This window comes from Cupriavidus sp. SIMBA_020 (genome assembly GCF_046535395.1).
Classification (GTDB): Bacteria; Pseudomonadota; Gammaproteobacteria; order Burkholderiales; family Burkholderiaceae; genus Cupriavidus; species Cupriavidus campinensis.
Window position 1 is genome coordinate 754783 of sequence record NZ_JAWRWU010000001.1, and the last position, 23527, is coordinate 778309.

A 23527-nucleotide genomic window follows, 5' to 3' on the forward strand; every position below is an offset into this window, starting at 1 on the left:
GGCGCGCTGCCATCGGCCTTGTGCCATCTTCACCGTATTCCATCCGATGCCCCCCATGACCGCCACCGCCAAGCCCGGCCTCCCGCCCCCGTCCCCCGCGCCGCACAGCAACGTCCGCCCGCCGCGCACCTCGCTGTCCATGATGCTGGTCTGGGCGATCGTGCTGGCCTTGCTCGCCATGTCCTGGCAAGGCGCCGACATGCGCCCGATGGACCTGCTGCGCGACTCCGGCAACATGGCGAAGTTCGCCGCCGACTTCTTCCCGCCCAATTTCCGCGACTGGCGCAACTACCTCGACGAGATGCTCGTGACCGTGCAGATCGCGCTCTGGGGTACCGCCATCGCCGTGTTCATGGCCGTGCCGCTCGGCCTGCTGTGCTCCGCCAATATCGTGCCGGTGTGGGTCTACCAGCCGGCGCGCCGCATCATGGACGCCTGCCGCGCCATCAACGAGATGGTCTTTGCGATGCTGTTCATTGTGGCCGTGGGGCTGGGCCCGTTCGCGGGCGTGCTGGCGATCTGGATCCACACCACGGGCGTGCTGGCCAAGCTGTTCGCCGAAGCCGTGGAAGCCATCGACCCCCGCCCCGTGGAAGGCGTGCGCGCCACCGGGGCCGGCCCGATCGAGGAAATCGTCTATGGCGTGATTCCGCAGGTGCTGCCGCTGTGGCTGTCGTTCGCGCTGTACCGCTTCGAGTCGAACGTGCGCTCGGCGTCGGTGGTCGGCATCGTGGGCGCCGGCGGTATCGGCACCGTGCTCTGGGAGATCATCCGCAGCTTCCAGTACGCGCAGACGTGTGCGGTGATGATCATCATCATCCTGTTCGTCACCGGCATCGACATCGTGTCCGCGCAGATCCGCAAGGTGCTCGTATGAGCGCGGACCGCCTGACCCTGGCACGCATCGAGACGCTCTTCGCCAACCACGGCACGGACTGGTATGGCGGCGAGGCGATCAGCCAGACCGCCCACGCGCTGCAGTGCGCGCAGTTGGCCGAGCAGGCCGGCGAGCCGGCGGCGCTGGTGGCCGCCGCGCTGCTGCACGACGTGGGTCATCTGATGCTGGCCGAGAGCAGCACCACCGACATGCGCCACCAGGAGGCCGCCGCCCAGGCGCTGGCCGACCTGTTCGGCGCGGACGTGACCGAGCCTGTACGCCTGCACGTGGCCGCCAAGCGCTACCTGTGCGCGGTGGACCCGGCCTACTTTGCCACGCTCTCGCCCGCCTCGGTCCACAGCCTGGCCCTGCAGGGCGGACCGTACGACGCCGCGCAGGCGGACGCCTTCATCGCCAGCCCGCATGCCGAGGCAGCGGTGCGGCTGCGCCGCTACGACGATCTGGCCAAGGTGGTGGATTTGCCGACGCCGGCGCTGGCGCACTATCTGGACATCGCCGCGCGCTGCACGCGGCACGCCTGAGCCACGCGCCCATGAAAAATGCCCGGGAGTCCCGGGCATTTTTCATTCGATCCGGGGCTCAGTCGTGCCCTACCCCAATCAGCCGGGCGAACGACGCCGCCGAGTCATCCAGCGCCCCGCTATTGTCGATCTCGACCAGCCTGCAGCCGGCCGGCACGTCGAACGCCTGCCCTGCGCGCGCCAGCCGCTGTGCGATCGCCGCTTCCGACTCCCGGCCACGCTGGCGCAGGCGCGCCGCCAGGGCCTCGGGCTTCACGCGCACGTGCACCGCGCACAGGCCCGGATAACGGGCGACTGCCTTCGGCAGGTACTCGCGCGAGCCATTGACGATGACCTTGAGCCCGCGCGCGAGCCAGTCCTCGATTTCCACCCCGATGCCGTAGTCCAGCCCATGGCTGTGCCAGTGCAGCGCCATGCAGCCGAGCGCCTGGCGGCGTGCGAACTCGTCAGTGGAGAGCGCCACCGAGGCCTCGTTGGCATCGGCGGCGCGCGTGATGTAGCGGTGGGCCACCACCACGCGGTCCTGCGGCCCCAGCCGCTCGCGCAGCGCGCGCAGCAGCGAATCCTTGCCGCTGCCAGAGGGGCCCATCACGTAGAACAGGCCGTGGCCGTCCGCGTGGGGATCGATGCCGGAGTCGGCACGGGTATAGGTCGTCATGATCCGAGGAACGCCACGCCCGTGCCATCGCGCGTGCTGCCGTTGAAGCCGTAGTGGCGCGCGACGAGGAAATCGGCGCCGGGCTTGGGCTGCACGAACACGGCGATGCCGTCCACATGCATCGGCGCGCTGCAGAGCGACTGGCTGGCCGGCGCGAGTTGCGCCAGCGCGGCGGCTTGCGCCGCGGCGTCGAGCATGCCGGTGAGGGTGATATGAAAGGTGAAGGTCTCGAACACGTAGGGGTAGCCCCACGCCTCGAGCATGCGCCGCTGGGCGGCGGTGAGCTGGTCCGGCTTGCGCTTGCGCAGCTCCGCCTCGGTGGGCGGCGCGCGGAACGGTTCGAAGGCCCGCACGCAGCCATCTGCCAGCGCGTGCATCCGGCGTGCGCCATCGTGGCTCTCCGCGCCGTCATCGAGACACCACGCCAGGAAGCCGCGCAGCGCGCGCAGCGTGAGCCGGGCGTGGAAGGCATCGAGCCCGCGCGCGAAGTCCCGCGCGGCGGCGTCGAGCATCGGGCCGTCCGTGCCCGCCGCCAGCCGGAACGGTGGCTTCAGCGTGGCGTGGAGGCCGTAGTGGGCGGGCGCCGCCACCCAGGCGTCCGGGCGCGGCCCGAGGTCCTTCGGCAGTGGCAGCGGCGCGCTGGTATCGGCATCGCGCCCCAGCCACTGCGCGCCGAACGTGCGGAACGGCTCGGCCGGCGCCAGGTAGATCGCGAAGCGCGAGGCGGCCATCGTCATGCGGCCAGACTGCCTGCGTCGCCCTCCGCCGCGTAGCGGGCATCGGCGATGTCGATCATCGGCAGCACGCGCGTGGCGTGCTTCAGCTCACCGTTGACGATGGTGCCGCACACGCGCGGCAGGCCCGGCACGCTGTCATCGACGAGGATGGCGTCGGCGCGCAGCCCCGGCGCGAGCACGCCCCGGTCGCGCAGGCCAGCCGCACGGGCCGGGTTGCGCGAGACGAGGTGCCAGGCGTCCGCCAGCGAGACCACGCCAAGCTGCGCGAGCTTGAACGCGGCCTGGATCGGCGCGGGATAGTAATAGTCGGAGGCCAGCACCGTGCACAGGCCCGCCGCCACCATCTCGGTGGCGTTCGGGGCGCCGGTGTGGCTGGTGCCGCGCACCACGTTAGGCGCGCCGAACACGGTTTCGTCGCCGATCTGGCGGGCGAGCTTCGCGACCTCGATGGTCAGCGGGAACTCGGCGATATGGCAGCCCTGGCGGTGATAGTGCTGGCGCGTGGCGAGGTCCGGGTCGTCGTGCGAAGCCACCGGCAGGCCCGCCACGCGGGCGGCCGCGATCAGGCTGGACACGCCCGCCGGCACGTCCTGCGCGTTGCGGCCGGCCGTGCGCAGGCGCGTACGGAAGGTCTCGGGGTCGCACTCGGCGCGCTCGGCGTACTGGGCCAGCTTGCTGTCGTTGGCCATCTTGCGCGCCATCATCGGCAGGTGATCGTTGATGGCGAGCAGGCCGACGCGGCCATCGGCCATCCAGGACAGCGCGGTCTCCACGCCGGCGAGGTGATAGGCCTCGAAGCGCAGGTGCACCTTGTGGGAGACCCCCAGCACCGGTTGCAGGTGCGCCAGGGCATCGAACATACGCAGCGCGTAGGCTTCGCCACGCAGGCCACCTTCCCAGGACAGCGTCACGCCGTGGAATTCGGTCGTGATGCCGTGCGACAGCAGTTGGCGGTCCACGTCGAGCAGCGCGCCCGCGTACGGAAAGCTCACGCCGGGGCGCGGCATCACGGCGCGCTCGAAGGCATCGCCATGGATGTCGACGATGCCGGGCAGCACCAGCAGATCGCCCGCATCGATGCAGGGGCCGCTCTCGGGCGCCTGTTGCGGCGACGCGATGCTGCCCTGGTCGAAACCCAGCGTTGCCGGGCCAATGGCGGCCGCGCCCAGCACACGGCGACCCGTGATGCCGGCCAGCCGCGCCGAATGAGTTTGGTTTGTCGTAGGCATGGACAACACACTACCCCTGGTTGATGACAGTCGCATGTCTACACCGGATGTCTAGACCAATGCGATGCAAGCGCCGCCCCTCGCGGCGCACCCGGATTCAGTCGCTGTCGGAGACGGTGAGCTGCACCCAGTCTCCGGCAAAGCGGGTCATGCTGTATTGCAGCGGCGCGCCGTCGATGTCCACATTGAGGGCTTCCACCTGGAGCACCGGCCGCGTCTTGGGCTGGTTCAGCAGCCGCGCCACGGGCGCGCTCGGCATGGCGGCGGTGATGCGCGACCACTTGCGCGTGTAGTCGGCAATGCCGAAGTGCGCCAGCGCGCGCGAGATCGACAACTTGGCGCGCACCTGCTCCTCCATGCCCGGGAAGCGCTTGGGGTCGAAGTAGTGCTCGGCTACGTCGATGGTGCGATCCTCGGCCTTGCCCACCATCTGCACGTGCAGCACGTCGGCATTGCGCGCCAGACCGAGGTGCTTGGCCACCTCCGGCGCGCGGATCACCTGGCTGCCCAGGATCTCCATATGCCCGCGCATGCCCTGCGCGGCCAGGTTCTGCGAGAACCGCGTCCGGCGCCCGATGGCGTAGTCGATGGCGTGCTCCTGCACGAAGGTGCCGCGCCCCTGCTCGATGCGCACGAGGCCGCTCAGCTCCAGCTCGCCCATGGCGCGCCGGATGGTGTGACGGTTCACGGCAAAGCGCGTGGCCAGCTCCGGCTCGGGCGGCAGCTGCTCGCCCGGGCCGTAGAGCTTGTTGCGGATGTCGTCCGCCAGCGCCTCACCAATCTGGCGCCACACGGCCACGCCGGAGCCACGTTCGACTTCCCGATCAGACATCGCTTCCCTCTTTCATCATGCATTCATCGTAAATCCACAATTGCGTGCGATTGTGCCTCAGCCGGAGCGCCCGCGTGGCGTGCCCGATCAATCCGCTCCGGGTCGGCCAGCGCGTCATGAAACCTTCATGTGGCTGTGGTCTAGTATCGCCGTGATGTGGTATTTTACATCTAAACGTATAGACGTATAGGGGTGATGATGCAAAGCGAAACCAATGCGGCACGCGCCGCATGGCTGCGAACCCTGGCCCTGGCGCAGTCTGACGCGCTGGACGCGGCCTACGCGCGGCTTGGCGAGGCAGCGGCGCTGCCGGCCTACCGCCTGCTGCGCAAGCCGGAGTCGGGCATGGCCATGGTGCGGGGCCGCGCCGGCGGCACGGGCGCCCAGTTCAATCTGGGCGAGATGACCGTCACGCGCTGCGCCGTGGTGATCGAGGATGGGGAAGCCGGTGGAACCGCCGGCGTGGCCTACGTGCAGGGCCGGGGCACCCGCCATGCCGAGCAGGCCGCCGTGCTGGACGCCCTGCTCCAGCTTCCGGCCTGGCACCCGCGCGTGACCGACCTCGTCCTGGCCCCGATGGCGCAGGCCTTTGCCGAGCGCGCGGCGCAGCAGGCCGCCACCGCCGCGCAGACGCGCGTCGAATTCTTCACGATGGCACGCGGAGAAGACTGACATGCCCACCACGCAAGCAAATCTGCCGAACTTCGGCACGCCGGCCGCCTCGCTGCTGCCCGGCTTCGACAACCCGGTCGATGACGCCCAGCAGGTGTTCCGCGCCACGCTGGAAGCCTTCGCCCATCCGGGCCGGCTGGAGACGCTGCCCGCCACCAGCGGCGTGCCCGAGGGCCTCTCGCCCGCGCTGGCCGCGCTGCTGCTGACGCTGGCCGACCCCGACACGCCGGTCTGGCTGCCCGCCGCCGTCCCCGCCCCGGCGCGCGCCTTCCTGCGCTTCCACTGCGGCTGCCCGCTGGTCGATCAGCTCGATGCCGCCAGCTTCGTCTGCGTGCCGGCCGGCCATGCGATGCCCGCCCTCGCCGACTGCGCCCAGGGCCAGCCGGCCTACCCGGACCGCTCGGCCACGCTGATCGTGGAGGTGGCCTCGCTGACCGAAGGCGACACGCTCACGCTGCACGGCCCCGGCATCGAGACCACGCAGGCGCTGACCGTCACCGGCCTGCCCGCCGATTTCCCGGCGAGCTGGCGCGCGAACAACGCCGGCTTCCCGCTCGGTGTGGACCTGCTGCTGGCCAGCGGCGACCAATTCTGCGCACTGACGCGCACCACGCACCTTACGCACCTTACGCACCTGACGCACCTGACGCACCTGACGCACGGGGAGAACTGACATGTACGTAGCCGTGAAGGGAGGCGAACGCGCCATCCTGAACTCGTACCAGATGCTCGACAGCTATCGCCGTGGCGATACGTCGGTGCCGGAACTCACGCTCGCCCAGATCCGCGAGCAGATGCCGCTGGCCGTGGCCCGCGTGATGGCCGAAGGCTCGCTCTACGACCCGCACCTCGCCGCCCTCGCCCTCAAGCAGGCCGCCGGCGACCAGATCGAGGCGATCTTCCTGCTGCGCGCCTATCGCACCACGCTGGCGCGCTTCGGCTACACCCAGCCGCTCGATACCGGCGCCATGCGCCTCCAACGCCGCATTTCGTCGACGTTCAAGGACGTGCCGGGCGGCCAGGTACTCGGCCCGACCTACGACTACACCCAGCGGCTGCTCGACTTCACGCTCGAAGCCGGCCGCGACCCCGAACCGCTGCCGCCCTCCGCCCAGCCGCTGGCCAGCGGCATGCCGCGCGTGACGTGCCTGCTCGAAGCCGATGAACTGGTCGAAGCCGACGCCATCCCGCCCGGCGACCCCGCCCCGCCGGACCTGACGCGCGAGCCGCTGACCTTGCCGGCCGACCGCGCCGCCCGCCTGCAGAACCTGGCGCGCGGTGACGAGGGCTTCCTGCTGTCGATGGGTTACTCGACCCAGCGCGGCTACGGCAACTCGCACCCGTTCGCGGCGGAGATCCGCTACGGCACCGCCGAGGTGGAACTGTTCGTCGAGGAACTGGGCTTCGCCGTGACGATCGGCGAGGTCGAGCTGACCGAGTGCCAGATGGTCAGCCAGTTCAGCGGCAATGCCGACGAGGCGCCCCGCTTCACGCGCGGCTACGGGCTGGTGTTCGGCTACAACGAGCGCAAGGCCATGTCGATGGCGCTGGCGGACCGTGCGATGCGGGCGGCGGAGCTGGGCGAAGCCGCCGACGCCCCGGCCAACGACATCGAATTCATGCTTTATCACAGCGACAACGTGGAGGCCTCGGGCTTCGTCCAGCACTTGAAGCTGCCCCACTACGTCGACTTCCAGGCCAACCTGGAACTGCTGCGCCGCCTGCGCGCCGAGCAGGAGGCCGCCGCGCCGCAGGCCGCATCCGCGCCGACGCCGGCCCCCGCACCGGCCGCCACCCAAGAGGAAACGCTGGCATGACACAGACCATCGCCCATCCGGCCACCGTCGCCCGCGACGACCACTACAACTTCGGCTACCTCGACGAATCCACCAAGCGCATGCTGCGCCGCGCGCTGCTCAAGGCCGTGGCGATTCCGGGCTACCAGGTGCCGTTCGGCAGCCGCGAGATGCCGCTGCCCTATGGCTGGGGCACGGGCGGCATCCAGGTGACGGCCGCCATCATCGGCAAGCAGGACGTGCTGAAGGTGATCGACCAGGGTTCCGACGACACCACCAACGCCATCAACATCCGCCGCTTCTTCGGCCGCGTGACCGGGGTGCAGACCACCGAGCGCACCGCCGAGGCATCGATCATCCAGACCCGCCACCGCATTCCCGAGACGGCACTGCGCGCGGGCCAGACCATGGTCTATCAGGTGCCCATTCCCGAGCCGCTGCGCTGGCTGGAGCCGAGCGAGACCGAGACGCGCACCATGCATGCGCTGTCCGAGTACGGCGCCATGCACGTCAAGCTTTACGAGGATATTGCCCACCACGGGCATATCGCCACGACCTACGACTATCCCGTGATCGTCAACCAGCGGTACATGATGCGTCCGTCGCCCATTCCGAAGTTCGACAACCCCAAGCTCGACCGCAGCCCCGCGCTGATGCTGTTCGGCGCCGGCCGCGAGAAGCGCGTCTACGCGGTGCCGCCGTACACGTCCGTCAAGAGCCTCGATTTCAAGGACCACCCGTTCACCGTGGAGAAGTGGTCCAGCTGCTGCGCCCAGTGCGGCGCCACCGACAGCTATCTCGACGAAATCATCACCGACGACGCCGGCACCCGCATGTTCGTCTGCTCGGACACCGAGTACTGCGCCGACCGCCAGGCCGCCCAGACCGTGGAAGCCGTGGAAGCCGCGGGAGTGCGCCAATGACCGCCACGCCGCTTCTTTCCGTCCGCCACCTCACGCGCACCTGGGACGGCCTGCACGGCTGCCACGACGTCAGCTTCGACCTCTATCCGGGCGAAGTGCTCTGCGTGGTCGGCGAATCCGGCTCGGGCAAGAGCACGCTGCTGCAGGCCCTGTCGATGCAGGCGCCGCCGCAGCGCGGCAGCGTCAGCTATGACATGCGCGAATCGGGCCTGACCGACCTTGCCACACTCTCCAGCGCCCGCATGCGGCTGCTGGCGCGCACCGACTGGGGCTTCGTGCGCCAGCACGCCCGGGACGGCCTGCGCATGCAGGTCAGCGCCGGCGCCAACATCGCCGAGCGGCTGATGGCCGTGGGCGAGCGCCACTACGGCGATCTGCGCGAAGTGGCTGGCGCCTGGCTCGAAAAGATGGAAATCGACCTGTCCCGGCTCGACGACGTGCCCGGCACGTTCTCGGGCGGCATGCAGCAGCGCCTGCAGATCGCACGGAACCTCGTCACCCATCCGCGCCTGGTCTTCATGGACGAGCCGACCGCCTCGCTCGACGTCTCCGTGCAGGCCCGCCTGCTCGACCTGCTGCGCCGACTGGTGACCGATCTCGGCCTCGCCGCCGTGCTGGTCACCCACGATCTGGCCGTGGCCCGCCTGCTGGCCCACCGCACGCTGGTCATGCAGGGCGGCCGCGTGGTGGAACAGGGGCTGACCGACCAGATCCTCGACGACCCCCAGCACCCGTACACCCAGCTGCTGGTCTCCTCCATCCTGCAAGGCTGACGACGATGTCCACCGACAACCTCCACACCCCTGCCGAGCGACTGATCGAGGTGCGCGGCCTTGGGAAGATGTTCACGCTGCACAACCAGGGCGGCATCCGCCTGCCCGTGCTGCGCGCGATCGACTTCGACGCCGCGCGCGGCGAATGCCTGGTGCTGTCCGGCCGCTCCGGTACCGGCAAGAGCACGCTGCTGCGCTGCCTCTACGGCAACTATCTCGCCACCGAAGGCACCATCCGCCTGCGCGATACCAGCGCCGAAGGCGCGCCGTGGGTCGAACTGACGCAGGCCCCGGAGCAACGCATCCTGCACCTGCGCCGCCATGTGATCGGCTACGTCAGCCAGTTCCTGCGCGCCATCCCGCGCGTCTCGGCGCTCGACGTCGTGGCGGACCCGCTCCAGCAGCGCGGCACCTCGCACGAAGAAGCCCGCGCCCGCGCCGCCGTGCTGCTCGAACGGCTGAACCTGCCGCGCCGCCTCTGGGACCTGCCGCCCGCCACCTTCTCGGGCGGCGAGCAGCAGCGCGTGAACATCGCGCGCGGGCTGATCGGCGGCCATCCGATCCTGCTGCTGGACGAGCCCACCGCCTCGCTCGACGCTGACAACCGCGCCGTGGTGATCGACCTGATCCGCGAAGCCCTGGCCGAAGGCCGCGCACTGATCGGCATCTTCCACGACGAAGCCGTGCGCGACGCCGTGGCCACGCGCCTGCTGCCGCTGCAACCCGCTACCGCCATCGCCTGACGGACGACCGCCCCCATGACCACCACCTACCTGACCCACGCCACGCTGGTCCTGCCGGACCGCGTGCTGCAAGATAGCGCCCTGCTGATCGAGGATGGCCGCATCGCCGCCATCGAATCCGCCCCGGCTGCCGTGCCGGCCCACGCCACCGTGATCGACCTGCGCGGCCACGCGGTCATGCCGGGGCTGATCGACGTGCACTGCGACGCCATCGAGAAGGAAGCCGAGCCGCGCGCCAATGTGCTGTTTCCGCTGGACTTCGCCGTGGCGCAGGTGGACCGCCGCAACGCCGCCGCCGGCATCACCACGCCGTACCACGCGCTCTCGTTCGCCAGCAACCAGTTCGGCGTGCGCAACAACGACACCGCCGCCACGCTGGTGCGCACCGTGGCCGCGTACCGTGCGAGTAGCCTGGTCGACAACCGCATCCATTGCCGCTACGAGGTGACCGACGCCGCCGCCGTCCCCGTGCTCGAAATGCTGATGGCCGAAGGCGTGGTGGACCTGCTCTCCGTGATGGACCATTCGCCGGGCCAGGGCCAGTTCAAGACGCTGGACGCCTATCTGTCGTACATGATGGGCAACCACGGCATGAGCCGCGAGGAAGCCGCCGATGCCGCCGCCAAGAAGACGGCCGAGCTGGATGGCGCGCACGAGCGCGTGAACCGGCTGGTGGCCCGGGCGCACGAGCTGGGCATTCCCACGGCCAGCCACGACGACGACAGCCCCCAGCGCATCGCCGCGATGCAGGCACTCGGCGTGCGGATGAGCGAGTTCCCGATCAACCTGGAAACGGCCCGCGCGGCGGCCACGCACGCGCTGCCGACCATCCTCGGCGCCCCCAACGTGCTGCGCGGCAAGAGCCAGAGTGGGTCGATGCGCGCCATCGACGCCATCCACGCCGGGGTGGGCAACATCCTTTGCTCGGACTACCAGCCGTCCACGCTGATCGCCTCGGCCTACGCCGCCGCCCGGCAGGCCGACCTGCCGCTCAACGAGGCGCTGGCGCTGGTCACCGCCAACCCCGCCGACGCCTGCCTGCTCGCCGACCGGGGCCGCCTGGCGCCGGGCCTGCGCGCGGACCTGATCGCCGTGGCCACCGTGGCCGGGCAGCCGATGGTCACGCACACGTGGTCGGCGGGCCGGCTGGTGTTCTCGGCCGGCTACCCGGCTGGCGCGGTGCAGCATGCCGCGCCGCGCCAAGCCGTGCGCGAGGTCGCCTGATGGCGGACGCGCAGTCGGACGAACAGGCCGCCGGGCTGGCGCAGGTGGTGGCAGTCAGCCGCAGCCCCGTGCACGGCTTCAGCAAGCCGCGCGAGGCGTCTATCCGGCTGCTGCCCGGCATCGGCGTGGAAGGCGACGCCCATGCCGGCACTACGGTCAAGCACCGCTCGCGCGTGGCCGTGGACCCGACCCAGCCGAACCTGCGTCAGGTCCACCTGATCCACGCCGAGCTGCACGCGGCGCTGGCGGCAGCCGGATTCGACATCGGCTACGGGGAACTGGGCGAGAACATCACCACGGCCGGCATCGACCTGCTCGCGCTGCCGGTCGGCACCCGCTTGCGGATTGGCGATGCGCAGATCGAGATTACCGGGCTGCGCAACCCGTGCGCGCAGATCGAGCAGTTCCGCGAGGGCCTGTTGAGTCAGGTGGTGGTTAAGGACGCGCACGGCGAGATTGTGCGCAAGGCTGGCGTGATGGGCGTGGTGGTGGCGGGCGGCGTGGTGCGGCCCGGCCAGGGTATCGAGACGACGCTGCCGCCGCTGCCGCACAAGCGGCTGGAACGCGTCTGAAGCGGGTGTAAAGCGCGTTTAAATCAGGTCTGACAAGTACGAGAACCGGCGCGTGCCGGGCATCCCCTCACTATAGGTTGCCGGGACGGGCGCGTTCCTCAGGACTTGTCCCGATCCCCTCCCGCTCGCGTTCCGGCGCCGTCCTCTATATATATAAGGAAGGCGGGCCGCCTTGCAGGACGGCCGGATCGCACCGAGGAGCCAGCATGCCGTTCAAACCCACACTGCCAGCCATGCTGGCTGTTTTTTTATGTGCGGCATGCACGCCGCCGATGCTGGCCGACCGCTCGGCGCCCATGCAAGGCCCCACCGCCCCCAAGCCCTACCCGCCGCCGCCTGAAACCCGCGCCACGCCCATCGCGACGCGTGTGATCGACCTGTCCGGCAGCTGCAAGCGCACCGAGGAGGATGGTTTCCGCGAGGACGCGCTGGTCAAGGTCTCGCGCAATGCCGTGCAGACGCTGAAATGGAAGCTCTGGGTGTCCCGGAAGGGTTCGTGCCAGTTCGATCTGGAGGATTTCAAGCAGGTACAGCAGACGCCACACATCGAACTGCACGCGATTGACGGCAGTGCCTGCAAGCTGATGGTGTGGCAGGACCCGCGCCGGGTGACGCTGGCCCATGCCCGCTGCGAGAAGCACTGCACGCCGGGTATCTACGAGCAGGCGTGGCCGGTGCTGTTCGATCCAAAAAGCGGCGCTTGCGCGGAGATCCGCTAAGCGCCCTCGGGGGATCGGAGGAAGTTACTGCTGGGTCGCGAACTGGATGCGGTGCAGGCCCGCGTAGAGCCCGTTGGCGGCGAGCAGTTCGGCATGGCTGCCATGCTCGGCCACGCGGCCCTGCTCCAGCACGACGATGCGGTCGGCGTTCTCGATCGTGGACAGCCGGTGGGCGATCACGAGCGTGGTCCGCCCCACCATCAGCGACTCCAGCGCCGCCTGCACCTGCCGCTCCGATTCGGAATCGAGCGCGGAGGTGGCCTCGTCCAGGATCAGGATCGGGGCATCCTTGTAGATCGCGCGCGCAATGGCCAGCCGCTGGCGCTGGCCGCCGGACAGCTTCATGCCGTTGTCGCCGATATTGGTTTCCAGCCCCTCCGGCAGGCCCTTGACCGTATCGGTCAGGTAGGCTGCTGCGAGTGCACGCTCCACGCGCGCCATATCGATCGCTTCACGCGGATGCACGCCGTAGGCCACATTAGCCGCCACGGTATCGTTGAACAGCACCACGTCCTGGCTCACGAACGCGATCTGGCGGCGCAGATCGGCCAGCGCAAACTGGCCGATGGGCTGGCCATCGAGCAGGATCCGGCCATCGGTCGGATCGAAGAAGCGCGGCACGAGATTGACCAGCGTGGTCTTGCCGCTGCCGGACGGACCGACCAGCGCTACCACCTCGCCCGGGGCCACCCGGAAATTGACATGCTGGAGCGCCGCCCGGCCGGCATCGCCATAACGGAAACCCACGTCCTCGAACACCAGATCGCCCTTGGCACGCTCCAGCGGCAGCCCTTCGGTCTGCGGCTCGATCGGCTCGTCGATGAGACGGAAGATCATCTCGGCGGCGGTCAGCCCGCGTTGCAGCGGCTGGTTCAGGTCGGTCAGGTGCTTGAGCGGCGAGATCAGCAGCAGCATCGCCATGACGAAGCCGGTGAAGCCGCCCACGGTGGTCTGGTTGCCCTGGGCCTGGATCATCGCGATGGTCAGGATCACGGACAGCGCCAGCGACGCCAGGAACGCGGTGACCGGCTGGTTCAGCCCGCCCGCCACGGCCATGCGCATCGAGTAGCCGCGCAGGCGCTCGGCCATGGCCTCGAAGCGCGACTGTTCGTAGGCCTCCCCGCCGTGCAGCTTGACCACCTTGTAGCCGCCGGCGGCTTCCTCGACCACGTACGCGGCCTCGTTGGTCAGCGTCTGGTGGTCACGGTTGAGCCGGCGCAGGCGCCGGTTCACCTTCGACATGATGAAGCCGATCACCGGCAGCAGCACCGCCACCACCAGGGTGAGCCGCCAGTTGGTATAGAACAGGTAGATCAGCAGCGCCAGCACGGTCAGCGAGTCGCGCACCAGCGTGATCAGCACCCCGGTCAGGATCTGCATCACCTGGTTGACCTCGAAGATCACGGCATTGATCAGCGACGCGGCGGTGTTGCGGTGGAAGAACAGCGCGGGCGCCTGCAGCATCCGGCCGAACATCTGCATGCGCATCTTGAACAGCACGCGGTTCGAGATCTGCGCCAGCAGGTAGCCGGACGCGAACTGCGCCACGCCACGGACCAGCGCCACGCCAGTCAGCAGCGCGGGCACATGCCAGAGCTTGCCGGCGTAGTCGCCGCCAAACCCCTTGTCGAGCAGGTCGTTGACCACCTTCGGGATAATCCCCTCGCTGGCGGCCACCAGGCCCATGGCGAGGATGGCCAGCGCGAACAGGCGCATCTCGGGCTTCAGATAAGCCCAGACCCGCTTGAGGGTGTCGGCTTCCTGGGGCGTTTGTTTATTGTTTTCGTTCACGATGACTCCGCCCCGCTCGCACGGGGGGTTGTGCCTGCCAAGACTGCGACTACCGCTAGAATGGCGTTCCAAGAGGGGAACCTTGCAAGCATCTCTATGAAAATCTCTGTCGTACTGATTACGAAAAACGAGGCACACAATATCCGGGAGTGCCTCGAAAGCGTCTCCTGGTGCGACCGCGCGATTATAGTGGATTCGGGCAGCACGGACGGCACCGTGGAGGCTGCCCGCTCCATGGGTGCGGAGGTCTACGAAACCGCCACGTGGCCTGGTTTCGGCCCCCAGAAAAACCTCGCCCTCTCCAAGGCCCAGAGTGAGTGGGTCCTGTCCATCGACGCCGACGAGCGTGTCACGCCCGCGCTGCGCGACGAGATCCTGGCCGCCATCGACTCCGGCCAGGCCGATGCCTATGACATGCCCCGGCTCTCGCGGTTCTGCGGCCGGTTCATCCGCCACGGCGGCTGGTATCCGGACCGCCTCACCCGCCTGTTCCGGCTGGGCAAGGCCCGCTTCACCGATGACCTCGTCCACGAGAACGTGGTCACCGATGCTCCGGTGGCCCATCTGCGTTCACCGCTGCTGCACTACACCTACGACGACTTCTCGCAGGTGCTGCGCAAGATCGATCAATATTCAACGCTCGGCGCCCGGCAAGCCTTCGCGCGCGGCAAGACCGCCTCGCCAGCCAGCGCCCTGCTGCACGGCACCTGGGCGTTCCTGCGGACCTACCTGTTCCGGCGCGGCTTCCTCGACGGCCCGCAGGGGCTCGGCGTGGCGCTGATGAACGGACAGGCCAGTTACTACAAGTACGTCAAGCTGTGGCTGCTGCACCGGCAGGCAGCGGAGACACTCCCGCCATCAGCCGGTTTGCCACCACGCTGAATTCACGCGCAGTGGGCCCAAAGCCCATCTGCTCGATATGGACCGCCGCGTGCGCCAGCAGCGCGGCACGCAGCGAGACATCCCGCAGGCCCCGCCCGATCGCGTCGGCCAGCGCCGGCGCATCGCCGACCGGCACCAGCAGCCCCGCGCGGCCCTCGTCGAGAATCTCGCGCGGCCCGGTCGGGCAGTCGGTACTGACCACAACCTGACCGACCGCCAGCGCCTCCAGCAGAACATTCGGCAGCCCTTCCATCTTTGAACTGAACGCCATCAGGCGCGCGCGCCGGATCCAGGCGTACGGGTTCGACTGAAAACCCTGGAACGTGACGCGGTCAGCGATGCCGAGCGACTTCGCCAGCGCCTCGAGTTGCGGGCGGGAGGCACCATCTCCGACGATGACCAGCCTGTCCTCGATACCATCCGCCACCAGCCGTGCATAGGCGTGCAGCAGCGTGGTGAAGTCCTTCTGGCTTTCCTCGAGCCGACCCACCGACACGACGAACGGCCCGGCCGGCGCATCGACCGGTGCCTTGGCCTTCTCGCGGATGCTGTCCAGATCGATCGGGTTGTAGAGCCGCACGAACCGGTCTGCCGCCTCGGGGATCAGCGCCTGCGCATCGCGCAGCATGCTGTCGTTGAGCACCACCACGGCATCGTAGTGCTCGCGGCACTGCCGCCGCAGCTTGCGGAGCTTGCGGCCGTGCCCGCGCGCAAGGTGCGCCACGCTGAAATGCTGGTAGCCCATCATCGGCACAGGCAGCTTGCCCGTCAGCCGCGACACGGACATGTCGTAGTCCACCACCAGGTCATAGCCCTGCAGGATCTTGCGGAAGCGCCGGTTCAGCACCGGCTTGCGCACCGGCGGCAGCAGCAGTTCCTCGTAGATCTTGCCGAGCGGCCCGAGCTTGCGCTTCTTCTTGAGCTGCCGGCAGTGCGACAGCCAGGCCTCGGGCGCCAGCACGTGGACCTTCACGTCCTTCGGCAATCTTTCAAGAAAATGCGAGGCCAGTTCGTCCGACGGATAGGTGATCGTCAGCCCGATCTCGAACTGGCTGCGGTCCAGCGAGGTCAGCAGCGAGACCAGCGCGGTCTCGATTCCCCCATGCAGCAGATGCGTGACATGGAACAGGATGCGCCGCTTGCCGCCCTGCGTCATCGATTGCACCGCCGCCTCAGCCATAGATCATCCGGACGCTATCGCCCAGCGCGTTGCGGAAGGTGGTCAGCGCGTCGTCCGACGGCGTGACCTGCCATTGGTCGCCCAGCGTGGCCTCGCACTGCGCGGTCTTGTTGACGTAGCGGATACGCACTGGCACGCCCGGCGTACGCGCCGTGTGGGCAAGGTACGGCGTCAGCAGTTCGCGCAGCCGCTCGGTGGAGGCGTTGCCGTTGAAGCCCAGGCAGACCGCATCGGCATACTTGGCGCGCGCGGCCACGAGGTCCATCACCGACTCGGCCGTGAACCGCACGCCGCCGGTGAACGTATCGTGGCGGGCATTGCCCTGCGCGATCAGCAGCTCATCCTCGCGGAACATGTGGCGGTTGGCGTCGAACAATTCGTTGAACACGGTCATCTCGATCTGGCCCGTGCCATCATCGAGCAGCACGATCAGCATCTTGCCGCGCTGGGTCATCTGCGTGCGGATGCCGGTGATGACGCCCGCCACGATCTTGCCCCGCACGTCGCGGCCATAGCCGCCGCCATTGCCTTGCACTTCCTTCTCGAGCCCGGCCAGCGTACCCTTGACGAAGCGGCGCACCTCGTCGCGCCAGGCATCGAACAGGTGCCCCGAGAAGTAGTAGCCGAGCGCCTGCTTTTCCTCCTGCAGCGTGCGCTTGGGCGTCCAGCGCGGCTCGTCGAGCAGTTCCGGCCGGTGGGCATCGCCGGCGTCGCCCATCAGGTCGAACAGCGACACCTGATTGGCCGACTCCGCCTTCTGCTCGGCCGCTTCCATGGCGATGGACACCGAGGCCAGCAACTGGCCTCGGTTGTCATTGAGGCTGTCGAACGCGCCAGCGCGGATCAGCGCCTCGATCGTGCGGCGATTGACCTGCCGGCGGTCCACGCGCTCGCAGAAGTCGAACAGGTCCGCGAACGGCTTTTCCTCGCGGGCGCGCAGGATGTCCTCGATGGCGCCCTGCCCCGAGCCCTTGATGCCGCCCAGCCCGTAGCGGATGGTCCTGGCATCGGTCGGGGCGAAGCGGTATTCGCTGGCGTTGACGTCGGGCGGCAGCACGGCGATGCCGTTCAGGCGGCAATCCTCGTAGAGGATCTTGACCTTGTCCGTATCGTCCATGGCCAGCGACATGTTGGCTGCCATGAATTCGGCCGGGTGGTGCGCCTTGAGCCACGCAGTGTAGTACGCCAACAGCGCGTAGGCGGCCGCGTGCGACTTGTTGAAGCCGTAGCCGGCGAACTTCTCCATCAGGTCGAAGATGTCGTCGGCCTGCTGTGACGACAGCCCGTTCTTGGCGGCGCCCTCGCGGAACAACTCGCGGTGCTTGGCCATCTCCTCGGCCTTCTTCTTGCCCATGGCGCGGCGCAACAGGTCGGCGCCGCCAAGCGAGTAGCCACCGATGATCTGCGCCATCTGCATCACCTGCTCCTGGTAGACCATGATGCCGTAGGTCTCCTTGAGCACCGGTTCCACGCGCGGATCGGGGTACTCGACCTTCTCGCGGCCATGCTTACGGGCGCAGAAGCTCGGGATCAGGTCCATCGGACCCGGGCGATACAGCGCCACGAGGGCGATGATGTCCTCGAAGCGGTCAGGCTTGGCGTCCTTCAGCATGCCCTGCATGCCCCGGCTTTCCAGCTGGAACACGGCCACCGTGTTGGCGGTCTTCAGGATGTCGAATGCGGGGCCATCGGCCAGCGGGATCTGGCTGCAATTCCAGTCGGCCTTGCTCGGGTCCAGCCGGCGGATGTAGCGCTCGGCCCAGTCGAGGATGGTCAGCGTGGTCAGGCCCAGGAAGTCGAACTTGACCAGGCCGGCGGCTTCCACGTCGTCCTTGTCGTACTGGCTCACCACGCCGCTCATGCCGTCATTCTGGCCGCCCTGGGTGTAGAGCGGGCAGAAATCGGTGAGGCGGCCCGGCGCGATCAGCACGCCGCCGGCGTGCATGCCCACGTTCCGGGTCATGCCTTCCACACGCTGCGCCAACTCCAGCAGCTGGCGCACCTCTTCCTCGTTATTCTCGCGCTCGGCCAGGACCGGCTCTTCCTTCTTGGCTTCCTCGATGGTGACGAGCTTGCCCGGCTTGAACGGAATCAGCTTGGCCACGCCGTCGACAAAGCCATAGCCGAGGTCCAGCACGCGGCCCACGTCGCGCACGGCCGCCTTGGCGGCCATGGTGCCGAACGTGGCGATCTGCGATACGGCGTCCTTGCCGTACTTCTCCTTCACATACGTGATCACGCGGTCACGGCCGTGCTGGCAGAAGTCGATGTCGAAGTCGGGCATCGAGACCCGCTCCGGATTCAGGAAACGCTCGAACAGCAGCGCGTACTTGAGCGGGTCCAGGTCGGTAATGCCCAGTGCGTACGCGACCAGCGAGCCGGCGCCCGAGCCCCGGCCCGGCCCCACCGGCACGCCGTTGTTCTTGGCCCAGTTGATGAAGTCCGCCACGATCAGGAAGTAGCCCGGGAAGCCCATCTTGATGATGGTGCCGGTCTCGAACTCCAGCCGCGCGTAGTACTCGGGCCGCTGCGCCTCGCGCTCGGCTTCGTCCGGGAACAGGACAACCAGCCGCTTCTCCAGGCCCTCGCGCGCCATGTGGATCAGGTAGTCGTCGAGCGACATGCCGTCCGGCGTGGGGAACAGCGGCAGGCGCGGCTTGCCCAGCTCCAGCGTCAGGTTGCAGCGCCGCGCGATCTCGACGGCGTTCTGCAGCGCGGAAGGAATGTCCGCGAACAGCGCGCACATCTCGTCCTGCGTCTTGAAATACTGGTCGGTCGTGAACTTGCGCGTGCGGCGCGGGTTGGCCAGCAGCTCGCCCTCGGCGATGCAGACGCGGGCCTCGTGCGCCGTGAAGTCGTCCGGCGTCATGAACTGCACCGGGTGGGTGGCCACCACCGGTAGCTGCATCGCGGCGGCCAGCTGCACGGCCTGCTGGACGTAGGCATCGGTGCCGGGGTGCCCGGCCCGTTGCAGTTCGATATAGAACCGCTGCGGGAACACGCGCGCCCAGTGCTGCGCGGCGCGGCGGGCGCCTTCCTCGTTGCCGTTGGCCAGCGCCTGGCCGATATCGCCGCCCATGGCGCCGGATAGCGCGATCATGCCCGTGGCCAGCGGCAGCCCGTCCTCGCCGGGTTCGTCGAACCAGCCCGGCTCGATCTCGGCGCGGCCCTTGTGCTGGTTGCCCAGCCACGCACGCGAGAGCAGCATGCACAGGTTCAGGTAGCCACGGCGGTCCTGCACCAGCAGCAGCATGCGCGCGGGCTTGTCGCGGTCATCGGCGTTGGTCAGCCAGACGTCAGCGCCCACTACCGGTTTCACGCCGTCCCCGCGCGCTTCCTTGTAGAAGCGGATCAGGCCGAAGGCGTTGGCGAGGTCGGTCAGGGCGAGCGCGCCCATGCCATCCTTGGCGGCGGCCTTGACGGCATCCTCCAGGCGGACGATGCCGTCCACGACGGAGTATTCGGAATGCAGGCGGAGGTGTACGAAGCGGGGTGCAGACATAGGGCGCCATTGTACCGGCTCCCCCCGCCTGAAAACTTGAGACTTTTCGGAAAATGCGGGGCTCGGGCGACGCCTGGCCCGGCCCAGGGTGCCTGGAAACAGGGTGTCAGCCAGGCTCGCAAGCGGCTATAATTTCGCCTTTCCAATCAGGCAGTTATCGCGCGGCCCGCCGCGCGGTCCGGCAGCGCCCATCCCATGCAGATCGTCAATATTTCCGCTTACAAATTCGTCACGCTGGACGACATCGAGACCCTGCGTCCGGAAATGCGCGCGCGCTGCGAGGCGGCCGGCCTCAAGGGCACGATCCTGCTGGCGCCCGAGGGCATCAACATGTTCCTGGCCGGCCCGCGCGACGCCATCGACACCTTCATGGCCTGGCTCCACGCCGACGCGCGCTTCGCGGACATCGCGCCCAAGGAGAGCCTGTCGGACAACCAGCCATTCAAGCGGATGCTGGTGCGCGCCAAGAAAGAAATCATCACCATGAAGATGCCGCTGATCCGCCCCGAGGCGGGCCGGGCGCCGTCCGTGCGGCCCGTGGATCTCAAGCGCTGGCTCGACCAGGGCCACGACGACGCCGGCCGCCCCGTGGTGATGCTCGATACACGCAATGCGTTCGAGGTGGCCGTGGGCACCTTCGAGAACGCGGTGGAATACGACATTGCGAAGTTCAGCGATTTTCCGCCCGCCGTGGCCGCCCGCAAGGCCGAACTGGAGGGCAAGACCGTAGTGTCGTTCTGCACCGGCGGCATCCGCTGCGAGAAGGCTGCCATCCACATGCAGGAAGTGGGCATGGAGCACATCTACCAGCTCGAAGGCGGCATCCTGAAGTACTTCGAGGAAGTGGGCGGCAGCCACTACAAGGGCGACTGCTTCGTGTTCGACTATCGAACCGCGCTGAACCCCAGCCTCGAGCCGGCCGGCCCGGTGCAGTGCTTTGCCTGCCGTGCGGTGGTCACGCCAGAGGAACAGCAACATCCAAGCTATGTGGTGGGCAAGCAATGCCCGCATTGCGCGGCGCAGAGCGGTCAGGCGGCCGCCTGACGCACACATCCCAACGCGAATTCACCTGGCAATTCGCCGAGTTCTTACGCGGCGAGCAGGTGATAGAGGTTGCGCAGCATGCCTGCGGTGGCACCCCAGATGAAGCGGTGGCCACCTTCCTCGCGCGGGTACGGCATCGAATAAAACTGACGTTCGCCCTCCTCCCAGCGAAACAGCCGCCGCTCGTGGCGTGACGGGTCCATCAGGAAGGCCAGCGGCACTTCGAAGATGTCGGCCACCTCGCCGGCATCAGCCTCCAGCGCGAAGCCGGTGCGCACCAGCCCCACAATGGGGCTGACGTGGTAGCCGGTGCCCGTGATGTAGTCGGGCAGCGAGCCGAGCACCTCGATATAGTCCCGATCAAGCCCGATCTCTTCCTTCGTCTCACGCAGCGCGGTAGCGATGCGGTCCGCATCGTAGGTTTCCTGCCGCCCGCCCGGAAAGCTGATCTGGCCCGCGTGGGCATTGAGGTTGGCGTTGCGTTCGGTCAGCAGCACGGTCAGGCCGTCGGTACGGTCCACCAGCGGCACCAGTACGGCGGCTTCGCGCAGGCCCCGGCTCCTGTCGTAGACACGCGACTCGTCAGTCAGCTCGGGTTCCCAGGCTGGCGGCGATAGCAGGCGGTGGCGGATAAAGTCCGGGCGCATCCGGGGCGCCGAGAGCGGCGCGCGGAGGGCATCGGTGCCGATGACCGGCAAGGTTTCTGGGTCGAATTTGGGGCGCATGACACCATCGAGTATGACAGAAGCGCGCCATGTCGCGCTGCAGCACACATATAAGCAAAAAGGACACCCGAAGGTGTCCTTTCCGAATCCGATACAGCACCGGTTGCCCGGTGCCGGACGGCATCGCCTTACTCGGCGGCAGCAGCCTTCGCAGCCTTCGAGACCAGCTTTTCCTTGATACGTGCCGACTTGCCCGAACGCTCGCGCAGGTAGTACAGCTTTGCACGGCGCACGTCGCCACGACGCTTCACTTCGATGCCGGCGATCAGCGGCGAGTACAGCTGGAACGTACGTTCCACGCCTTCACCCGACGAGATCTTGCGCACGATGAAGGACGAGTTCAGGCCACGGTTACGCTTGGCGATCACCACGCCTTCGTAGGCCTGCACGCGCTTGCGGGTGCCTTCCACGACGTTCACGTTGACGATCACGGTGTCGCCCGGGGCGAACGCGGGAATGGTCTTGTTCGCGGTCAGGCGCGCAATCTCTTCCTGCTCGATTTGCTCGATGAGGTTCATCGTTTCTTCTCCATTACCATCATGCCAGCGTTGTATGCCCCAGGACTTGGCCCGGGCCCCGGCAGAGGATGGGGTTTCATTTGACGGGAGCGAACTCCCGCCCTGCTTTCGCCGTCCACTCCGACAGAAACTTCTCATCGGCCTTGGACAACAAACCTTGTCCGCGCGCCGCCTCGATCAAATCGGGACGCTTGCGCGCGGTGTTGGCCAGCGCCTGCTGGCGCCGCCATTTCTCGATCTCGGCGTGATGGCCCCCGAGCAAAATATCGGGCACCCGCACACCTTCGTATTCTTCCGGCCGCGTGTAATGCGGACAATCCAGCAGGCCGTTGACGAAGCTGTCCTGCACGGCCGACTGCGCATCGCCCAGCACGCCAGGCAGATGCCGCACCACCGCGTCGATCAGCGCCATGGCCGGCAGTTCCCCACCGGACAGGACGAAATCGCCGAGGCTGATTTCCTCGACCACGCGGCGGTCGATCAGCCGCTGGTCGATGGCCTCGTAGCGGCCGCACAACAGCACCAGCCCGGGCCGCCGCGACAGCGACATCACCTTCTCATGCGTGAGCGGGGCGCCCTGCGGCGACATCAGTACCACATGTGGGACTGCCACACCGGCTTCCGCCTGCGCCGCGGCCGCCGCGTCGATCGCGTCGTCCAGCGGCTTGGCCAGCATCACCATGCCAGGACCACCGCCGTAAGGCCGGTCGTCGATGGTGCGGTAATTGTCGACCGTGAAGTCGCGCGGATTCCAGGTGCGCAGCGCGTAACGCTGCTGCTTGGCCGCCCGGCTGGTAATGCCCCAGTCGGTCAGCGCCCGAAACATCTCGGGAAACAGCGTGATTACATCGAACTGCATCCGCGGCCCCTTGGTGTGCTTCGGTACTTCAGTAGTCGAGCCCCCAGTCCACCACGATGCGCCGGGCGGCGGTATCCACCGTGCGCAGGAACGCGTCCACGAACGGCACCAGCCGCTCGCCGGGCTTGCCATCCGGCAGCGTGTACGCCACCTGGAGGATCTGGTGGGCGCCATTGTCGATCAGGCCGGATACTTCGCCCAGGGTTTCGCCCTGTTCGTTGATCACGGCGCAACCGATCAGGTCGACCCAGTAAAACTCATTCTCTTCCGGCGGCGGAAAATCCGCACGCCGGATCCAGACGCGACGCCCTTTCAGGGCTTCGGCCACATTGCGGTCCGCTACGCCGGTGGCCTGGGCCACCACGGTGCCGCTATGTTCGCGCGACTGGGCAATCTTGACGCACAACGCCTCGTCCGGCTGTGCCGGCGCCACCACCACGCCGGCCTGCGGCGCGCGAAGCAGCCACCAGCGGCGGGCGTGGAGCAATGCGGAGGCGTCGTCCGCGTGCGGCAGGACCTTGATCCAGCCACGGATGCCATAGGCGGCGCCCACATAGCCCACTTCGACGAGATCGTCGGGGAGGCTGTCGGTGAACAGCAGCGCAGCGGGCAGCTTGCGGGGCTTGGGCGGCTGGCCCGATACCTCGGCCTGCGCCGCGGTACCTTGCCGGTTCAACGGCTTGCGGCCGGGGGCGTTGCCAGTCACTGAGACGATGCGTCCGATGCGTC

24 protein-coding genes are annotated in these 23527 nt (G+C 68.0%); 13 read left to right on the top strand and 11 right to left on the bottom strand.

Going from position 1 to position 23527, the window contains the following annotated elements; all coding sequences use genetic code 11:
• The first annotated feature begins 55 nt into the window (after window positions 1-55).
• Together phnE and SB751_RS03565 are read left to right on the top strand one after the other, a co-directional pair.
• Window positions 56-877, top strand: a complete 822-nt coding sequence (gene phnE, locus SB751_RS03560; RefSeq protein ID WP_092292169.1) for a phosphonate ABC transporter, permease protein PhnE — start codon at window positions 56-58, stop codon at window positions 875-877.
• The gene (locus tag SB751_RS03565; RefSeq protein WP_149136493.1) at window positions 874-1419 is read left to right on the top strand and encodes a phosphonate degradation HD-domain oxygenase; all 546 of its coding nucleotides are present in this window, start codon (window positions 874-876) and stop codon (window positions 1417-1419) included. The genes phnE and SB751_RS03565 overlap by 4 nt, the downstream gene beginning before the upstream one ends.
• Before the next feature lie 58 nt (window positions 1420-1477).
• On the opposite strand, the gene phnN is transcribed toward SB751_RS03565, so the two are convergent.
• The 4 genes from phnN to phnF form a co-directional block, all read right to left on the bottom strand.
• Window positions 1478-2077: a phosphonate metabolism protein/1,5-bisphosphokinase (PRPP-forming) PhnN gene (gene phnN / locus SB751_RS03570; protein WP_410747785.1), complete on the bottom strand. Its 600-nt coding sequence runs from the start codon at window positions 2075-2077 to the stop codon at window positions 1478-1480.
• On the bottom strand, window positions 2074-2814 hold the full coding sequence (locus SB751_RS03575) for a DUF1045 domain-containing protein (RefSeq protein ID WP_410747786.1): 741 nt from the start codon (window positions 2812-2814) through the stop codon (window positions 2074-2076). Before SB751_RS03575 ends, phnN begins: the two co-directional genes overlap by 4 nt.
• Window positions 2811-4043, bottom strand: a complete 1233-nt coding sequence (locus tag SB751_RS03580) for an alpha-D-ribose 1-methylphosphonate 5-triphosphate diphosphatase (protein WP_410747787.1) — start codon at window positions 4041-4043, stop codon at window positions 2811-2813. Before SB751_RS03580 ends, SB751_RS03575 begins: the two co-directional genes overlap by 4 nt.
• Window positions 4044-4140: 97 nt before the next feature.
• Complete coding sequence (gene phnF / locus SB751_RS03585; protein ID WP_144197477.1) at window positions 4141-4875, bottom strand: phosphonate metabolism transcriptional regulator PhnF; 735 nt, start codon at window positions 4873-4875, stop codon at window positions 4141-4143.
• 195 nt (window positions 4876-5070) lie between these two features.
• On the opposite strand from phnF, the gene phnG reads away from it, so the two are divergent.
• From phnG to SB751_RS03630, 9 genes are all read left to right on the top strand, one after another.
• Entirely contained in the window at window positions 5071-5547 is a 477-nt protein-coding gene (gene phnG / locus SB751_RS03590; protein ID WP_144197476.1) for a phosphonate C-P lyase system protein PhnG, read from the top strand.
• A gap of 1 nt (window position 5548) precedes the next feature.
• Entirely contained in the window at window positions 5549-6220 is a 672-nt protein-coding gene (gene phnH, locus SB751_RS03595) for a phosphonate C-P lyase system protein PhnH (protein WP_211942770.1), read from the top strand.
• A gap of 1 nt (window position 6221) precedes the next feature.
• Window positions 6222-7364: a carbon-phosphorus lyase complex subunit PhnI gene (locus SB751_RS03600; RefSeq protein ID WP_410747788.1), complete on the top strand. Its 1143-nt coding sequence runs from the start codon at window positions 6222-6224 to the stop codon at window positions 7362-7364.
• Window positions 7361-8266: an alpha-D-ribose 1-methylphosphonate 5-phosphate C-P-lyase PhnJ gene (locus tag SB751_RS03605; protein WP_144197473.1), complete on the top strand. Its 906-nt coding sequence runs from the start codon at window positions 7361-7363 to the stop codon at window positions 8264-8266. Before SB751_RS03600 ends, SB751_RS03605 begins: the two co-directional genes overlap by 4 nt.
• The gene (phnK, locus tag SB751_RS03610; RefSeq protein WP_144197472.1) at window positions 8263-9039 is read left to right on the top strand and encodes a phosphonate C-P lyase system protein PhnK; all 777 of its coding nucleotides are present in this window, start codon (window positions 8263-8265) and stop codon (window positions 9037-9039) included. The genes SB751_RS03605 and phnK overlap by 4 nt, the downstream gene beginning before the upstream one ends.
• Window positions 9040-9044: 5 nt before the next feature.
• The gene (gene phnL, locus SB751_RS03615; RefSeq protein ID WP_144197471.1) at window positions 9045-9782 is read left to right on the top strand and encodes a phosphonate C-P lyase system protein PhnL; all 738 of its coding nucleotides are present in this window, start codon (window positions 9045-9047) and stop codon (window positions 9780-9782) included.
• A 15-nt stretch (window positions 9783-9797) separates the two neighbouring features.
• A complete protein-coding gene (locus SB751_RS03620; RefSeq protein WP_410747790.1) occupies window positions 9798-11006 on the top strand; it encodes an alpha-D-ribose 1-methylphosphonate 5-triphosphate diphosphatase in 1209 nt (402 codons plus the stop codon).
• Entirely contained in the window at window positions 11006-11578 is a 573-nt protein-coding gene (locus tag SB751_RS03625) for an MOSC domain-containing protein (RefSeq protein ID WP_144197469.1), read from the top strand. The genes SB751_RS03620 and SB751_RS03625 overlap by 1 nt, the downstream gene beginning before the upstream one ends.
• Before the next feature lie 206 nt (window positions 11579-11784).
• Entirely contained in the window at window positions 11785-12297 is a 513-nt protein-coding gene (locus SB751_RS03630) for a hypothetical protein (RefSeq protein WP_144197468.1), read from the top strand.
• Between the two features lie 24 nt (window positions 12298-12321).
• Here SB751_RS03630 and msbA read toward each other — a convergent pair whose 3' ends face one another.
• Complete coding sequence (gene msbA / locus SB751_RS03635) at window positions 12322-14088, bottom strand: lipid A export permease/ATP-binding protein MsbA (protein WP_144197467.1); 1767 nt, start codon at window positions 14086-14088, stop codon at window positions 12322-12324.
• Window positions 14089-14184: 96 nt separating this feature from the next.
• On the opposite strand from msbA, the gene SB751_RS03640 reads away from it, so the two are divergent.
• Window positions 14185-14970, top strand: a complete 786-nt coding sequence (locus SB751_RS03640; RefSeq protein ID WP_144197466.1) for a glycosyltransferase family 2 protein — start codon at window positions 14185-14187, stop codon at window positions 14968-14970.
• Here the strand turns inward: SB751_RS03640 and SB751_RS03645 are convergent.
• A complete protein-coding gene (locus tag SB751_RS03645; RefSeq protein WP_244844493.1) occupies window positions 14900-16150 on the bottom strand; it encodes a glycosyltransferase in 1251 nt (416 codons plus the stop codon). The two genes, SB751_RS03640 and SB751_RS03645, sit on opposite strands and share 71 nt — an antisense overlap.
• On the bottom strand, window positions 16143-19652 hold the full coding sequence (gene dnaE / locus SB751_RS03650; RefSeq protein WP_144197465.1) for a DNA polymerase III subunit alpha: 3510 nt from the start codon (window positions 19650-19652) through the stop codon (window positions 16143-16145). Before dnaE ends, SB751_RS03645 begins: the two co-directional genes overlap by 8 nt.
• A gap of 195 nt (window positions 19653-19847) precedes the next feature.
• Here dnaE and SB751_RS03655 point away from each other — a divergent pair, with 195 nt between their 5' ends.
• Window positions 19848-20696: a sulfurtransferase gene (locus SB751_RS03655; RefSeq protein WP_144197464.1), complete on the top strand. Its 849-nt coding sequence runs from the start codon at window positions 19848-19850 to the stop codon at window positions 20694-20696.
• A gap of 44 nt (window positions 20697-20740) precedes the next feature.
• Here SB751_RS03655 and SB751_RS03660 read toward each other — a convergent pair whose 3' ends face one another.
• From SB751_RS03660 to rimM, 4 genes are all read right to left on the bottom strand, one after another.
• A complete protein-coding gene (locus SB751_RS03660) occupies window positions 20741-21421 on the bottom strand; it encodes a CoA pyrophosphatase (protein WP_144197463.1) in 681 nt (226 codons plus the stop codon).
• Window positions 21422-21549: 128 nt separating this feature from the next.
• Complete coding sequence (rplS, locus tag SB751_RS03665) at window positions 21550-21939, bottom strand: 50S ribosomal protein L19 (RefSeq protein ID WP_144197462.1); 390 nt, start codon at window positions 21937-21939, stop codon at window positions 21550-21552.
• 76 nt (window positions 21940-22015) lie between these two features.
• The gene (trmD, locus tag SB751_RS03670; RefSeq protein ID WP_144197461.1) at window positions 22016-22798 is read right to left on the bottom strand and encodes a tRNA (guanosine(37)-N1)-methyltransferase TrmD; all 783 of its coding nucleotides are present in this window, start codon (window positions 22796-22798) and stop codon (window positions 22016-22018) included.
• Window positions 22799-22826: 28 nt separating this feature from the next.
• Window positions 22827-23504, bottom strand: coding sequence for a ribosome maturation factor RimM (gene rimM / locus SB751_RS03675; RefSeq protein ID WP_144197460.1), 678 nt, complete (start codon window positions 23502-23504; stop codon window positions 22827-22829).
• Window positions 23505-23527 lie beyond the last annotated feature (23 nt).